The organism is Polaribacter sp. 2305UL8-11 (genome assembly GCF_058147165.1).
In genome coordinates this window covers 325,308-340,463 of record NZ_JBYVJW010000001.1, presented here as the reverse complement: position 1 = coordinate 340,463, position 15,156 = coordinate 325,308, and the positions used below count along the sequence as shown (strand labels likewise).

Annotated in this window: 14 protein-coding genes; 9 read left to right on the top strand and 5 right to left on the bottom strand. The window is 27.8% G+C overall.

Features of this window, described 5'->3' with window-relative positions:
* Nucleotides 1–101: 101 nt before the first annotated feature.
* Complete coding sequence (gene susR, locus ACY2RW_RS01615; RefSeq protein ID WP_490120938.1) at nucleotides 102–1,685, bottom strand: SusR family glycan utilization regulator; 1,584 nt, start codon at nucleotides 1,683–1,685, stop codon at nucleotides 102–104.
* Nucleotides 1,686–2,204: 519 nt separating this feature from the next.
* Between susR and ACY2RW_RS01610 the strand changes: the two genes are divergently transcribed.
* The 8 genes from ACY2RW_RS01610 to ACY2RW_RS01575 all read left to right on the top strand — a co-directional run bounded on the left by ACY2RW_RS01610 (nucleotide 2,205) and on the right by ACY2RW_RS01575 (nucleotide 9,192).
* The gene (locus tag ACY2RW_RS01610) at nucleotides 2,205–3,062 is read left to right on the top strand and encodes a sugar phosphate isomerase/epimerase family protein (RefSeq protein WP_490120937.1); all 858 of its coding nucleotides are present in this window, start codon (nucleotides 2,205–2,207) and stop codon (nucleotides 3,060–3,062) included.
* Between the two features lie 261 nt (nucleotides 3,063–3,323).
* Complete coding sequence (locus tag ACY2RW_RS01605) at nucleotides 3,324–3,668, top strand: hypothetical protein (protein WP_490120936.1); 345 nt, start codon at nucleotides 3,324–3,326, stop codon at nucleotides 3,666–3,668.
* Nucleotides 3,669–3,749: 81 nt separating this feature from the next.
* Entirely contained in the window at nucleotides 3,750–5,096 is a 1,347-nt protein-coding gene (locus ACY2RW_RS01600; RefSeq protein WP_490120935.1) for a cellulase family glycosylhydrolase, read from the top strand.
* Between the two features lie 10 nt (nucleotides 5,097–5,106).
* Nucleotides 5,107–6,315: a T9SS type A sorting domain-containing protein gene (locus tag ACY2RW_RS01595; RefSeq protein ID WP_490120934.1), complete on the top strand. Its 1,209-nt coding sequence runs from the start codon at nucleotides 5,107–5,109 to the stop codon at nucleotides 6,313–6,315.
* A 12-nt stretch (nucleotides 6,316–6,327) separates the two neighbouring features.
* Complete coding sequence (locus ACY2RW_RS01590; RefSeq protein ID WP_490120933.1) at nucleotides 6,328–8,001, top strand: T9SS type A sorting domain-containing protein; 1,674 nt, start codon at nucleotides 6,328–6,330, stop codon at nucleotides 7,999–8,001.
* Nucleotides 8,002–8,027: 26 nt separating this feature from the next.
* Nucleotides 8,028–8,198, top strand: coding sequence for a hypothetical protein (locus ACY2RW_RS01585; RefSeq protein ID WP_490120932.1), 171 nt, complete (start codon nucleotides 8,028–8,030; stop codon nucleotides 8,196–8,198).
* 108 nt (nucleotides 8,199–8,306) lie between these two features.
* Nucleotides 8,307–8,849 (top strand): GNAT family N-acetyltransferase, encoded by a 543-nt coding sequence (locus ACY2RW_RS01580; protein ID WP_490120931.1) that lies wholly within the window; start codon nucleotides 8,307–8,309, stop codon nucleotides 8,847–8,849.
* Nucleotides 8,839–9,192 carry a hypothetical protein gene (locus tag ACY2RW_RS01575; RefSeq protein ID WP_490120930.1) on the top strand — a complete coding sequence of 118 codons (354 nt, stop codon included), beginning with the start codon at nucleotides 8,839–8,841 and terminating at the stop codon, nucleotides 9,190–9,192. The genes ACY2RW_RS01580 and ACY2RW_RS01575 overlap by 11 nt, the downstream gene beginning before the upstream one ends.
* Nucleotides 9,193–9,412: 220 nt before the next feature.
* Here the strand turns inward: ACY2RW_RS01575 and ACY2RW_RS01570 are convergent, their stop codons facing one another.
* Entirely contained in the window at nucleotides 9,413–9,880 is a 468-nt protein-coding gene (locus tag ACY2RW_RS01570) for a CBS domain-containing protein (protein WP_490120929.1), read from the bottom strand.
* A 106-nt stretch (nucleotides 9,881–9,986) separates the two neighbouring features.
* Here ACY2RW_RS01570 and ACY2RW_RS01565 point away from each other — a divergent pair, with 106 nt between their 5' ends.
* Nucleotides 9,987–12,284, top strand: coding sequence for a M28 family peptidase (locus tag ACY2RW_RS01565; protein ID WP_490120928.1), 2,298 nt, complete (start codon nucleotides 9,987–9,989; stop codon nucleotides 12,282–12,284).
* A 137-nt stretch (nucleotides 12,285–12,421) separates the two neighbouring features.
* Here ACY2RW_RS01565 and pyk read toward each other — a convergent pair whose 3' ends face one another.
* The 3 genes from pyk to rnc form a co-directional block, all read right to left on the bottom strand.
* Nucleotides 12,422–13,849 (bottom strand): pyruvate kinase, encoded by a 1,428-nt coding sequence (pyk, locus tag ACY2RW_RS01560; protein ID WP_490120927.1) that lies wholly within the window; start codon nucleotides 13,847–13,849, stop codon nucleotides 12,422–12,424.
* 3 nt (nucleotides 13,850–13,852) lie between these two features.
* Complete coding sequence (locus ACY2RW_RS01555) at nucleotides 13,853–14,323, bottom strand: IPExxxVDY family protein (RefSeq protein WP_490120926.1); 471 nt, start codon at nucleotides 14,321–14,323, stop codon at nucleotides 13,853–13,855.
* A 92-nt stretch (nucleotides 14,324–14,415) separates the two neighbouring features.
* The gene (gene rnc, locus ACY2RW_RS01550; protein ID WP_490120925.1) at nucleotides 14,416–15,153 is read right to left on the bottom strand and encodes a ribonuclease III; all 738 of its coding nucleotides are present in this window, start codon (nucleotides 15,151–15,153) and stop codon (nucleotides 14,416–14,418) included.
* Nucleotides 15,154–15,156 lie beyond the last annotated feature (3 nt).

The following is a 15,156-nucleotide window of genomic DNA, read 5'->3' as shown; positions in this document are numbered from 1 at the left end:
AGACTAATTAAAAACATAAAACCCTTATAATTAAGATTTTACATTAATAATGAGCATTTTTTTATATAGATTATTTTGGGGCTTTATAAGCTATATTTAACTTAAATCTTTATAGAAGTATTTCTAATTAGCTCTTTATCAAACTTGTCGTTATTAAAAATAGAGTTTTTTCTAACTCTACTTTTGAAAGCATATATAGAATTAACAGAATAGTCTAAAATTTGAGCAATCTTATCATTATGAGTTATTCCCAATTTTAATAGTGCAAAAATTCTTAATTCTTTATTTAGAATTTGCCCCTCTTTAAGTTTTACTTTAAAATCTTTTTGCATTAGTCCATTAAAAACATCTACAAAATTTGGAAAAAGATTTATAAACGCAGTATCAAAATTATAAAGTAGTTTTTGTTTCTCTTTTTTTAAATTGTATTTAGACAGGTCAAATTTTGCTTTTTTATAGTTTTCATTTTCAATATCATCAATTAAATTATTTTTAAGCGCATTAAATTTTTCAAAAATATTATCATATTCTGTAAAAAAAAATCCTAGATACTCATCTTTTATCTTATTTGCTTCTATAAGTTGTGTATTAACATCTAACACTTTTCTATTTGTATTTTGAAGATTTTTATGTGCAATAGAAAGTATTTTTCTAGTTTTTTGAAGTTTTTTAAATTGTATAATTACTATTACTGTAAAACAGAATAGTAGTAAAGAAAATGAAGTTACTGCAATGTATTGCCAATATAATTTGTTGCGTTCTATCTCAACACTTTTTACAATTTCGTCTCCTATTAAGGGTAAAATTTTTCCAATTTGTAGTTTACGTTGTTGAGCTCCATAAAAAATGGCATCTATATTTGATTTCTGTATTAATTTTGAAGCATTTTCTAAATCGCCTATTTCAAACAATATTTGAGAGAGCAAAATCATAGATAACGATTCTTTTGTAGAGCCTTTGATATCTGCTATGGTAGATGCTACAAAATAATCTATCGCTTCTTGTTTTTTACCTAAATCTTTATAGGCTTTACCAAGCATGTAATTTAAGATAGCTTGTTCTCCAGAAGAAATGTTAGAATTCTTAATTCTTTTAAATGCAATTATAGCATCTTCTATTTTGTTGTCTTTTAGATTTATATAAGCTTTAAGAAAAGAATGATAAAAAGTTTCTTTTTCGGTATTTTGTAATGCTAAAAGCCTATATTTTTCTGCTAACCTTGAATAATCTTTAGAAAAATAAGAAATAGTATTATATTCTGCCAAATCTCCATAAGTTCTTCCTTTTATACCATAATATATAGAACGTATATTTCTTGGCAATATTAAAGAATCTATTGAATTTAAATAGTCTAAAGATTCTTTATACATACCAGATGCAACTAAAATCTCTGCAAGATTTATTGTGGCTATAGCAATAGTTTCTTTATTTTTTAATTTATAAGCCAATTTTTTTGCACGAAAAGCGTAATGAAATGCAGAATCTCTTTTAAATACTTTAAACTCATTAAAAAGTGCTGTATTAAATTTGTATCTTTTTTCTAAATCATCTTGCTTAGTTTTTTTTAATAAATTACTTAAACTATCTACTTTTTTTTCTTTTAATAAATCATACTCTTTAAAATTACTTGTAAGCCACATAAGTTTTTGAAGAGAACTCTCTGATTGACTAAAAGATTTATTCATAAACATTAATATTATTAAGTAAATAAATGTTTTTATATATTTAAGTTTCATCTGTATTTTTTTGAGTTAAAAATATTACTGTAGAGATAAAGCGTTTAATAGAAAAGTATCTTGTTTTTACTCGTTTTAAACAAGTAAATTTAATAGATTTTTTAACATGTAATAGAAATAGGAGTCTAATAAATATATTATTTGTAGTTGTATTGTTTACATAACATGTAAATCTTGGGCACTAACTTTTTTTAAAAATCAAACAAAAAAATAACTATTTAGCTAAAAAATTACTAACAATTATTATACTTTATTTGATAGTTTATAAACCTATTTAATTCGTTTTACTAATAACTTTGAAAATAATCTAATCACAAAACAATTTCTTCTTATGAAAAAAATCATGTTCTTTTTAAATGCTATTACAACTTTGTTTTTTTCTAATAAATTTATTAAAAACGATTAAAATAAAATCTTTCCCAACATACTTAGACTTTAAATACAAGGTATGTTTATTATATTAAAAAAATGAAAATAACTCTAACAACATTTATCATTATTATTCTTATGTCTTTTTCATGTAATAACACTAAAAAAGAAATAGCTGTTTTTAAAAAAGAGAACTTAATACCTTGGTCTATAGTAGGTTTTGATGTAAAAGAAAGAACACCTAAACAACGTTTAGAAATGTTAAAAAAATTAGGTTACAACCAATATGCTTATGGTTATAGACCAAAACATGTACCTACAATGTTACAAGAATGGCAAATGGCTAAAAAAGAAAAAATTAAAATTAAAGCAGTTTGGTTATATGTAAATCTTTTTAAAGATACAATTGGCAAATTAAGACCAGATGCTGAGGTTGTTTTTAAAAATTTAGAAAAAGCTGAACTAAAAACCCAAATATGGGTAGGATTTTATCCAGAATATTTTGACAAACTTTCAGAGAAAGAATCTTTTAAACAAGCTGTAGAAATGATTTCTTATTTATCTAAAAGAGCAAAAAAAATAGGTTGTAAGATTGGGTTATATAATCATGGTGGTTGGTTTGGGAAGCCAGAAAATCAATTGCGAATTATAAAAGCATTACCTGAAGAAGATTTGGGTGTTGTTTTTAATTTTCATCACGCACACGATACTCTAGATGATTACTCTAACAACATAAAAAAATTACTCCCTTACTTATGGTCTGTTAGTTTAAATGGTATGAAAGCAGAAGGTCCTAAAATTATTACTATTGGAAAAGGCACTTTAGAAAAACAAATGATTCAGCAATTATTAGATTTAAACTACAAAGGGCCTTTTAATATTTTAGGTCATGTAAAAGGTGGTGATCCTGAAGTTATTTTAGAAGAAAATTTTAATGGATTGCAAGCTCTTTTTTAATAAAAATTTAACATAAAAATTAATTTTCTGGTCAATTTTTCACTTCTTTTAAATGTTATTTTACCCTAATTATCATCAATTTTAACTTTATAAGAGTTTTTTTTTAACACAAAAACTAACAAAAAACCTTCTTAATCTATTGATTTTGCAAGGTTTTCACGTTTTTTAAACTTTATCCGACAGTAATTGAACCTTAAAAATGGAATAATATCCGAATTTCACAACCTCAATAAAGAGCAAAATTTTAAATATCAGGCACCAATGAAAAAAATAGTATTTTTATGTATCCTATTTGTAGGATTTTCTACAGCAACTTTTTCGCAATCAAAAAAAGGATTAAAAAAGATAGAAAAAAAAGCAACTGAATTAGTAGAAAAACTAAATGCAGAAATTATTAAAGGAGATAAATCTTTATCTCTTTCTGATGAGCAAAAAGCAAAAGCAATTAAAATTCACGTAGAAAGAATATCTGCTTATAGAAAACTTGGCAAAGACGCTAGTAAAGAAGATAAACAGAAATTAAATAAATCTTACTTTAAAAAAATATTCTCAGAGGTTCTTACTAAAGAGCAACTAAAAGCTAGAAAAAAAGGTAAAAAGAAATAAGTCTTGAAACGGAAAAATATCTTTTTATTAATATTCATTTCTATCTCATTAACTGCGTTTGGACAGATATCCCCTAGCCAAATGGTAGTTAATATGGGTAGAGGTATCAATGCTGGAAATGTTTTGAGTGCTCCTGTAGAAGGTAACTGGGCTCCAGCATTTACAGAAAGTTATTTTCAAGATATTAAAAGCGCTGGTTTTAAAACAGTAAGAATTCCTATAGATTTTTTTGGAAGCAGAACTTCTGGAGATACATCTGGTTATTCTAAAAATGAAAATACAGCCGCGAGTTACTCAGGTAGTTCTTCAGATTACGTAGTAAGTAGTTCTTATTTAGATAGGTTAGAACAAGTAATTAATTGGTCTTTGAACAACGGATTGATAACAATTTTGGATTTTCATGGTAGTACTCTAAAAAAAGAATTTGCCTATACATTTAGTTCAAAAGCAAAATGGGCAAATTATTATACACACCCAACCTCTGCAAAAAGAGCCGCAGATAACCAAAAATTTAAAGCAATTTGGACACAAATAGCCAATCGTTTTAAAAATTATTCAGACAACTTATTATTTGAAATAATTAACGAGCCTTACTTTTGGATTAGTGATACTGAGATGGATACTCTAAATTCAGCTATTATTTCTATTATTAGAAATTCTGGAAGCAAAAATACAGATAGAAACATTATTATTACTGGAGGTTCAAAAAATTCTTATGAAGCTGCTCTGCAAATAAGTGATGCAGTTATAAATAGTGATGACAACTTAATTGCAACGTATCATTATTACTGGCCAAGAGCATTTACAGCTTCTTCTGGTGAAAATGACAATGATTTTGATTGGGGGACAGCAGCAGATAAAGCTGAGATAGACACCAATTTTGGAGCCGTAAAAACTTGGGCGCAATCTAAAAATATTCCTATTTTGTTAGGAGAATTTGGAGCAGATAACGAAAAAGGTTACAATTACGCTAATGAAACTTTTGGCAATTATGGAGGGCCTGAAAAAGAATCTCGTGAAGAGTTTCACAGATATTTGGCTCAAAAAGCAGTAGACTTAGGTTTTTCTTTTACGGTTTGGGATGCAGGAGATAAATCCAATAAAACCATTTATAAGGTTAAAGATAGAACTTGGGTTGTTGGTGTTAAAGACGCTGTTTTAGGAATAAATAGTACTTTAAACGTAGAAAATAATAGCCAACAAAATCATTTTGACTTGTATCCAATACCAGTAAAAAAATACTTGAATATTATATCATCAAAAAAAATAAAAAATATATCTTTAAAAGCATTAGACGGAAAATCGTTTAAATTTAAAAGTATTGATAATCGTATAGATGTATCAAAATTTACTAACGGTATTTATTTCTTGCAGATTTCTTTTCAAGATAAAACTATAAAAAACACTAAAATTATTATTAACAAATAAACTTACTCTTATGAAAAAAATTACTATTTTATTATTTCTATTAATTTCTACAGTTGGCTTTTCACAAGTTGCTAATGGCACTTTTGATTCTGATATAAGTGGCTGGATTTCTCAAAACTCTGCAACCATTTCTTACGAAGCTTCTATGGGAGCTGCTAGTAATGGATCATTAAAAATTGTTGCTGCAGATGCTGTAAACTCTGGAGCAAAAATAGAAAACAATATTACCCCTGCATCAGCTGGAAACTACTTACTTAAATTTAAAGTAAAAGGCACAAAAGACACTAAAATTAGAGGAGACGTATTTCAAGGAAGCTTTAATGGAGGTACAAATTATACTATTAAAGCAACTGATGTATGGGAAGAATACACAACAACCTTTAATAATTTAACTACTGATGAAATTAATATTAGAATAATTGGTAGAACTAAGAATGCTACCTATCTTATTGATGATGTAGAGTTTATCCAAACAACAACAGAAAATTCCTACGTTTCTAATGGCGATTTTGAAACTGGTTCTTTAGATAGTTGGTCTGCTTCTGGAGCAGATGTTACTTTATCTTCTGGTACAGGTAATGGAAGCACAACTGCTGCAGTATTAACTTTTAATCAAGACATTACAGGAAGTAACTTTTTAGATAACGTTGAGCATGATTTTGGTAAAACTGTAAACCCATCTGATATTTCTATAACTTTTGATGCGAAATCTAACAATACAACAATAGAAATACAAGCTGTATTTAAAACAATTGATGCATCTGGTGCTGTGTTAGAAACAGCAACAACTGGAAAAAAATCAGTTTCTGCTGCAGATACATGGGAAACAATTACTTTTAACAAACCTCTAACCAAAGCTTTTAATAAAATACAAGTTAAACTAAAAATAAAAGATTCTAGTCCAGCAAAAAATGCAGATACAGTTTCTTTTGATAATGTTACTTCACAATTCTCTTATCCTGTATTAAATATTAAAAATAATGAGTTTACTTCTAGTGTATCTATTTATCCAAATCCAAGCAGCGGTTTGTTATTTATAAAAACTGATGTTAAATTAGCAACAATTCAGTTGTTTAATCTAATTGGTAAAAAAGTTTTAGAAACAAAGAAATTAAGTAATAAAAGTTTAGATGTATCAAATGTAAACAGCGGGGTTTACTTCCTTAAAATCTATGATATAAACAACAATGTAGCAACTAAAAAATTAATAATTAACTAAAAATCAAATATTATGAGAAAAATTTTACTAACAATATGCTTACTAGCTTCAGTAGCAATAAATGCACAAATAACATCTGCTGCAAATGGTGATTATACAGCTGCTGCAACATGGGTAGGAGGTGCTGTTCCCACAGCAACAGATGATGTAATTATAGAACATGAAATTAAATTAAAAGTTAGTGGCCAGTTTGCACAAAGTATTACCATAAACAATGGCTTTTTACAAATAAATGCAGGCAAAAGTTTAACAGTTACAAATAATGTTACTACAGTTGGTAATAACAGATTAAGATTTGTTGCTGGTCCAAATAATATGGGTACTTTAACTTTAGGCGGAACTTATTCAGGAACAAATGTAACTGCAACTTATAGGTTACCAAATAATGATAAATGGCACTTAATCTCTGCACCAGTAAAACAGGCAAGATTAGATCTTTATGCTAGTAATAGTAAAACTATTGTAACAAATGCAAGTAAATCATCATTAGCAACTTATGATGACACCAATGGTGCTGGAGCAAAATACGTATATTTTGCAGACCCTTTTCCTTCTGGAACTGATAAATTTGTAGTTGGTAAAGGATATAGTACTAAACTAAATAATACTGCAAATACTGCACAACCAGATACTCAATTTAAAGGTAAAATTGTAGATACAGACATTAATTACCAGATGCCAATCTCTACAACTAGCGATTTTATTTTAGTTGGTAACCCATATACAAGTTACTTATTTGCAAACTCTAATGCAAATGCAACAAATAACATTATTACAGAAAACTCAGCCAATCTAGAAGAAAATACAATTTGGCTTTGGAATGGAACAAGTGAAACTTTTACAACAAAAAATCAATCTGATGCCGCATTTAATATAGCTCCAGTTCAAGGTTTTTTTGTGAAAGCTAAAGTTTTAGCAGCAACAACAAATTTTAAATTTAAAGAAGCTATGCAAACTCATGGTAGTGGAAATACTTTTTTAAAGAATGCTTCTAATAATAGATTTGAAATTGATTTATCTATTACCAATAACAAAGCTAACAGTAAAACTTCTATAAGATATATAGACAACAAAACTACATCTTTTGATAATGGATATGATAGCTCTTTATTCAGCGGTTTAGGAAATAATTTTGCAGTATACACAAATTTAGTAGAAAACAATACTGGTAAAAAGCTAGCAATACAATCTTTACCAAATTCAGATTACGAAAACATGGTAGTTCCAGTTGGTGTAAATGCTGTAGCCAATACAGAAATAGTTTTTTCTGCAAAATCTATAAATATACCAAATGGTTATAAAGTATTTTTAGAAGATAGGTTAGAAAATACATTTACACGTTTAGATGTAGAAAATTCAGAATACAAAACCAAGGTTACAGAAGCATCTACAATAGGAAGATTCTTTTTACATACCAAAACTTCTAATGTTTTAAACACAGATTCAGAATTATTAAATACAGTAAGCATATATAAAACAAACAACTCTAATTTAAGAATTACTGGATTACAAAAAGGAAATGCATCTATTTCTATATTTAGTACTTTAGGTAAAAATGTTTTTACAACTTCTTTCAAAGCTTCTAATAGTAACACCATTAGTTTACCACAATTATCTACTGGTGTTTACATAGTAAACGTAAAAACAAACACAGGACAATTAAGCAAAAAAATAGTATTACAATAATCTACCCACCTAAAATAGAAAACATCATGAAAAAAAATATAGAAAATAAAAACCAAGATATTACTCGTAAAGAAGCCATAAAAAAAATTGGTAATTATGGTAAATATGCTGCTTTAACTGCATTAGGAACTTATATGATTTTAAACCCCCAAAAAGCCCAGGCACAAAGCCCTGAAGCTCCTGGTACAGGATTTTAAAAAATTTCCCCTAAATAAGTGCCTAAAAAGGATAAACATAACGTTTATCCTTTTTTTGTTTAAAAAATATCCGTTTGTAAACGGATATTTTTATTTACTTTTATAGAGATGAAATTTTATATAGAAACAGAAAGACTTATTCTTAAAGAAATAGAAGAAAGTAATATTGATGCAATGTTTGCTTTAGATTCTAATATTAAAGTACATAAATATTTAGGAAAAAATCCGATTACAACTAAAAAAGAGGCTGAAGAAAATATTAATTTTATTAGAAAACAATACAAAGAAAGAGGAATTGGACGTTTTGCAGTAATCGAAAAAGAGTCTAAAGAGTTTATAGGTTGGTCTGGACTAAAGTTAAATAAAGGCAATAAAGAGTCTTTAAATGGCTTTAAAAACTTTATTGATATTGGCTACAGATTTATACCTACATATTGGAGAAAAGGGTATGCTTTAGAGTCTGCCAAAGCTTGCTTGGAATATGGGTTTAAAATAATGAACTACCAAACCATATATGGAGCTGCAGACATAGAAAATATTGGTTCTAATAAAATTTTACAAAAAATTGGATTGCAATTTGTAAACGAATTTGATTACAAAGATGTAAAAGTAAATTGGTACGAATTAAAAAAAGAAAACTATGGAAAATAAAAAATGCTTAGAATGTGGAGACGTTGTTAAAGGCAGGGTTGATAAAAAATTTTGTTCAGACTATTGTAGAAACTCCTTTAATAATAAGATAAACAAAGACAGTAAAAACTTAATTAGAAACATAAATAATAGGCTAAGAAAAAATTATAAAATTTTATCAGAATTAAACGTCTCTGGTAAAACAAAAGTTTCTAGAACAAAATTGTATGATAAAGGTTTCGACTTTAATTTTTTTACCTCTATCTATAAAACTAAAACAGGAAACACTTATTTTTATATTTATGATGAAGGGTATTTGCCCTTAGAAAATGAAACTTTTTTGTTGATTAAAAGAGATCTGTAACATATTTCAAAACCAACAAAAAAATATTTTAAAAATAAAAAAGTTAACGTTTATTTTAACCCAAAGAAACATAGTGATTCTTTACTAGAAAGAGGCTTTTCTATTAACTTTCTAATAATTATAACCCTTATAACATTTGTCTTTTTCCTAATTACTGTTTATTTTTTTTATAAGTATTATAAAAATAGAAAAATGAATTTATGAGTAAAATAAGATTTTTTTACTTCCAAGTATTTCCCTGTACACTAATAGCAGCTTTTAAAACATCTTTTTGGCTTAATTGCCCAATTAATTTTCCGTTTTCTACTACAGGAAACCTTCTTCTATGTGAGCTAATAAATTTAAAGGCGGCATCAAAAATATTCATGTCCTTATCTATTGTATCTACATCTGTAACCATATATTTACCAACAGTATTGTTCGTATCAGAAGGCATATTATAATATTTGCTTTCAGAAATATGTTTAATACAATCTGTTTCAGAAATAATACCAATCAATTCATTTTTATCATTAACCACTGGTCCACCAGAAATTTTATAAGTAATTAATTGTTCTATAACATGATCTAAAGAATCTTCTGCTTTAAAAGTAACTAATTTTGTAGTCATATAATCAGACACTAAAATTTGCGCTTCTTCTTTTTTTTGACTCGTATCTCTTTTTCCTTGAAAGCTTTTAATACCCATAATAATTAGTTTTAGTTTGTTTTAAATTTAGTGATTTTTCTGTTTTATCCAACATTTAGTCTAAGTTTTTTTTATTTCATACTTTTATAAAAACTTATTTTTTAAAATGAAAGCATTTTCTTCTCTTGTTTCTGTATTAATTATTCTTGGTACAATTTATTGGAGTTTTTCCGATTTAAAACCTTCTTTATCAAATCAAAAAAAAGAATCAAAAACAGATTTTTCTATAGATAATGCTTTGCATCATTTAAAAAACATTAGTAAAGAAACCCATTTTGTAGGTTCTAAAAACCATAAAAACGTTCAAGACTATATTGTAAAAGAACTACAACAGATGGGGTTATCAACAGAAATTCAAACCCAAACAGCTATTAATAAAAAATGGGTAGCAGCAACAACAGCACAAAACATCATAGCCAAAATTAAGGGCACTACAGACAAAAAAGCATTGCTGTTATTAACACATTATGATTCTAACCCACATTCTTCACTTGGTGCAAGCGATGCTGGTTCTGGAGTTGTTACAATATTAGAAGGCGTTAGAGCTTTTTTAGCCCAAAATAAACAACCAATAAACGATATTATTATTTTAATTTCTGATGCAGAAGAACTAGGTTTACTTGGTGCTCAAGCATTTGTAAACGAACATTCTTGGGCAAAAAATATTGGACTGGTTTTAAATTTTGAAGCTAGAGGAAGTGGAGGTCCAAGTTATATGTTGATGGAAACCAATGGAAAAAACAGCAAATTATTATCAGAATTTTTAGCTGCAAAACCCAATTATCCTGCTGCAAATTCTTTAATGTATAGCATTTATAAAAAATTACCCAATGATACAGATTTAACTGTTTTTAGAGAAGATGCAAATATAAACGGATTTAATTTTGCTTTTATTGGCGATCATTTCGATTATCATACAGCACAAGATTCTTACCCAAGGTTAGACAGAGAAACACTTTTACACCAAGCAGATTATTTTACAACTACTTTAAACTATTTTGCCAATGCAGATTTATCTAACCTTAATTCTGATGAAGATTTTGTCTATGTAAATTTCCCTTTTGTAAAACTGGTTATTTATCCTTTTTCTTGGGTAATTCCCATGTTAATTATTGCTACTATTCTTTTTATTGTTATCGTTTTCTTCGGATTTAAAAAAAGAAAACTCTCTGTAAACGGAATTTCAAAAGGTTTAGGAGTTTTTCTCTTATCCACACTTCTTTGTGGAGGAGTATCCTTTGGTTTATGGAAATTATTATTGATAATTCACCCACAATATCAAGATATTTTACACGGTTTTACCTACAATGGTTACCAATATATTGCTGCTTTTGCGTTTTTAAACCTTTGGCTTTTATTTAAAACCTATAAATACATTGCCAAACATGAAAAAACAACAGATTTATTAATTGCACCAATTTTAATTTGGTTAATTATTAACATTTTAATTAGTGGCTCATTAAAAGGAGCTGGTTTTTTTATTATTCCTGTTTTTTGCGCTTTGATAATTTTAGCAGTTGCTATTTTTATGGATTTAGAAGAAAAATCAAAACGAATTTTATTTACAATCATATCAATTCCAATCATTTATATTTTTGCTCCTTTAATAAAAATGTTTCCAGTAGGTTTAGGCCTAAAAATACTTTTTGTAAGCGGAATTTTAATTGCACTAGTTTTTGGATTAATGATTCTTACATTTCACCAAAAGAAAACATTTTGGATGCAAAAAACAGCTGGTTTATTTACAATTATTTTCTTTGGATTAGCTACTTATAATAGTGGTTTTTCTATTGATAATAAAAAACCAAACAGTATTGTTTACATTCAAAATTCTGATGATAAAACAGCTTATTTTGGCACGTATAATAATACTTTAGACAATTATACAAAACAAATTTTTGACGAGAATGCCACCAAAGGAAGTATTGTTAATGCAGAAACCAAGAGCAAATACAATACACGTTTTACCTATCATAAAAAGACAGATTTTAAAAATATACCACCATCAACTGTAAATATAGAAATAGATACTATTATTGGTAACAAACGTTTTTTAGAGCTAACCATTTTGCCAGAAAGAAAAGTAAATAAGCTAGAACTTATTACCAAGAAAGAACTTAATTTTCATCAATTTAAAGTAAACGATGTTTTGGTAAATAATGGTAAGAATTACAGCGTTAAAAAGGGAACTTTTTTGGTCTACCAATTAGCGAATGTAGACAAAGAGGTTACTTTATCTTTTTCTGTTTTAAAAGATTATGATTTTGATGTAATTTTAAACGAGATTTCTTATGATTTGTTAGAAAATAGTAGTTTTTCAATCGCTCCAAGAACCGAAGAAATGATGCCAATGCCATTTGTTACTAATGATGCGATTATTATCACTAAAAAGCTAAACTTGTAATTTATTTAAAGGAAGTAAAATGGAAAAAATCTTTTACTAATTTTTTTAGTATTTTTCATTTCCTAACTTGTCTATACAATAAACAAAAAAGCATTCTAAAAAATAGAATGCTTTTTAAATATTATTTTTAACTACTTTTATTCTATTTCAGAAACACGAAGTGTATTTACCATACCTTCTGCTTCTACAGGCATAGAAGTAAGGTTAATCATTAAATCTCCTTCTTTAACATAACCAATTTCTTTAGTTATGTTGTTAATATCTACAACTGTATCATCTGTACTTAAACGTTTGTCATAATAGAATGCTTTAACACCCCAAAGTAAATTTAGTTTTCCTAAAATTCTTTTTTCTGAAGAAAAAGCCAATATTTTAGCTTGTGGTCTCCAAGCAGAGATTTGAAAAGCTGTGTAACCACTTCTTGTTAAAGTAGAAATTGCTTTAGCATCAATATCATTTGCCATTAATGCTGCATGATGACAAACGGCTTTTGTAATAAAACGATTTGTTCTAATATGTGGTGCTTCATGTGGCACTTTAATCATTCTAGAGTTTTCTACTGCTTTAATAATTTCTGCCATTTTTTGGATAACTCTTACTGGATGTTTTCCTACGGATGTTTCTCCAGAAAGCATTACTGCGTCTGCTCCATCCATAATAGAGTTTGCAACGTCATTTACTTCTGCTCTAGTTGGTACAGAGTTATCTATCATTGTCTCCATCATTTGTGTGGCAATAATTACAGGAATTCTTGCTCTTTTGGCGCGTCTTACTAATTTTTTCTGTATTAGAGGTACGTCTTGCATTGGTATTTCTACACCTAAATCTCCACGAGCTACCATTAAACCATCACAATAAGGAATTAATGCATCCATATTTGCAACTGCTTCTGGTTTTTCTATTTTAGCAATTACTGGCACTCTATAGTCTGAATGTTCGTCTATTAAATCACGTAACATTCTTAAATCTTCTGGCGTTCTTACAAAAGACAAAGCAATCCAATCTACTTCTAAACCTAATGCAAAAATTGCATCTTCTTTATCTTTTTCTGTTAATGCAGGAAGAGAAATTGCTGTGTTTGGTAAGTTTACTCCTTTTTTAGATTTTAAAGGTCCTCCAACAATTGTTTTTACAACAACTTCTTTGTCTTTGTCTGTAGAAATTACCTCAAATAATAGTTTACCATCATCTACCAAAATTTGTTCTCCAACTTTTACGTCTTTTGGAAAACGTCCATAGGTCATAAATGCTTTTTCTTTGGTTCCTTTACATTTTTCTGTAGTAAATATAAAAGTGTCTCCATCTGCCAACTCTACACCATCTTCCATAACCCCAACTCTTAATTTTGGGCCTTGTAAATCTGCTAAAATGGCTACATTATAACCATTTTCTTCATTAATTTCTCTTATGGTTTTTACAGTATTTCTTACATTTTCATATTCTGCATGAGAAAAATTAATACGAAATACATTTACACCTTCTTTGGCTAATTCTGCTAGGGTTTCTTTACTACTTGTTGCAGGGCCTAGGGTTGCAACAATTTTAGTTTTCTTGTAATCAATCATATTTTAAAATATTAAAAAGTCTTTAGACTTTAAAGTGTTTTTATCTATTGAATATGCAGTAATTACATTATCAATATTTTTTATTTTACTAATTGTATTTAAAACAAATTCATATTTAGATTCGCCACAAATTTTTATAAAAAAATCTACTTTTTTCTTTTCTGGAATAAGATATGTTTTCGTTTCTGTGGTTAATAATAACTCATTAGATTCTGTTTGGTTTTCTCTCCTGTAGCTATTTGCTATTAAAAACCAGTTAAAATCATATTTTATGTTTTCATAATTATAAATAGAAAAAGAGGCTTTCTTTTTTTCTCTTATAAATTCTAAATCTTGTTTGGCTTTATAAAATTTAGTGTTTAATGTCTTGTTAAGTAAGTAAGCAAGTTTATAGTCCTCTAAAGTAGAATGGATTCCTATTAAAGAGTATTCTTCTTCGCAAAAATCATCTAATTCTAAAGCGTACACCTGCATAAATTATAACTAATTATTAGGTTTTATGAGTAAGCTAAATTACTAATTGTTTATGAGATTTCATGTTAATTTAACGATAACGTTTTCGTTAACTAACTTACAGAAATCTCGTTTTGAAAAGCATAATACACTCTTTTAGAGGCTTGTTCTTCTGCTTTTTTCTTTGAAGTAGATCTGCCTTTGGCAACTTGTTCTCCATCGATGCTAATTTTTACACTAAAGTGTTTGATTGCTTCGTTTCCAGAATCTTCATAAGTATCAAAACTGTATTTTTTCTTCTGTTTTTGACACCATTCTATAATTAATCCTTTGTAGCTAGTTATTTTACCTTCTAGTTTTTCTATATCTACATAAGGCACAATTACCTTTTTGTAAATAAATTTTTGGCAAACATTATACCCTTTGTCTAAATAAATGGCTCCAATTAAGGCTTCGAAAATATTGCCATGAATATTATCACCAACACTATCTTGATCTACATTACTTTTTACGAATCTAATTAAATTCAAATCCTTACCCAGCTCATTTAAATGCTCTCTACTTACAATTTTTGAACGCATTTGTGTTAAGTAACCTTCTGAACCAGTTGGTACTTTTTTATACAAATAAGCAGCAATAACAGAGCCTAAAATAGAGTCTCCTAAAAACTCTAAACGTTCATAATTTATGGGTATTCCATTTTTATCTAACATTTGCACAGACCTGTGTGTAAATGCTTTTTTGTATTTATTAATCTTTCTTGGAGAAAAATTGAGTAGTATTTTTAATTCGTTATATAATTGCTCGTCCTCTTGGGTATGAGGCTTCACTATTTTACGAATAAAATTCATATA

Coding starts and splice junctions, on each gene's coding strand:
- susR (WP_490120938.1), bottom strand. CDS start 1,685: ATGAATAAATCTTTTAGTCAATCAGAGAGTTCTCTTCAAAAACTTATG.
- ACY2RW_RS01610 (WP_490120937.1), top strand. CDS start 2,205: ATGAAAATAACTCTAACAACATTTATCATTATTATTCTTATGTCTTTT.
- ACY2RW_RS01605 (WP_490120936.1), top strand. CDS start 3,324: ATGAAAAAAATAGTATTTTTATGTATCCTATTTGTAGGATTTTCTACA.
- ACY2RW_RS01600 (WP_490120935.1), top strand. CDS start 3,750: ATGGTAGTTAATATGGGTAGAGGTATCAATGCTGGAAATGTTTTGAGT.
- ACY2RW_RS01595 (WP_490120934.1), top strand. CDS start 5,107: ATGAAAAAAATTACTATTTTATTATTTCTATTAATTTCTACAGTTGGC.
- ACY2RW_RS01590 (WP_490120933.1), top strand. CDS start 6,328: ATGAGAAAAATTTTACTAACAATATGCTTACTAGCTTCAGTAGCAATA.
- ACY2RW_RS01585 (WP_490120932.1), top strand. CDS start 8,028: ATGAAAAAAAATATAGAAAATAAAAACCAAGATATTACTCGTAAAGAA.
- ACY2RW_RS01580 (WP_490120931.1), top strand. CDS start 8,307: ATGAAATTTTATATAGAAACAGAAAGACTTATTCTTAAAGAAATAGAA.
- ACY2RW_RS01575 (WP_490120930.1), top strand. CDS start 8,839: ATGGAAAATAAAAAATGCTTAGAATGTGGAGACGTTGTTAAAGGCAGG.
- ACY2RW_RS01570 (WP_490120929.1), bottom strand. CDS start 9,880: ATGGGTATTAAAAGCTTTCAAGGAAAAAGAGATACGAGTCAAAAAAAA.
- ACY2RW_RS01565 (WP_490120928.1), top strand. CDS start 9,987: ATGAAAGCATTTTCTTCTCTTGTTTCTGTATTAATTATTCTTGGTACA.
- pyk (WP_490120927.1), bottom strand. CDS start 13,849: ATGATTGATTACAAGAAAACTAAAATTGTTGCAACCCTAGGCCCTGCA.
- ACY2RW_RS01555 (WP_490120926.1), bottom strand. CDS start 14,323: ATGCAGGTGTACGCTTTAGAATTAGATGATTTTTGCGAAGAAGAATAC.
- rnc (WP_490120925.1), bottom strand. CDS start 15,153: ATGAATTTTATTCGTAAAATAGTGAAGCCTCATACCCAAGAGGACGAG.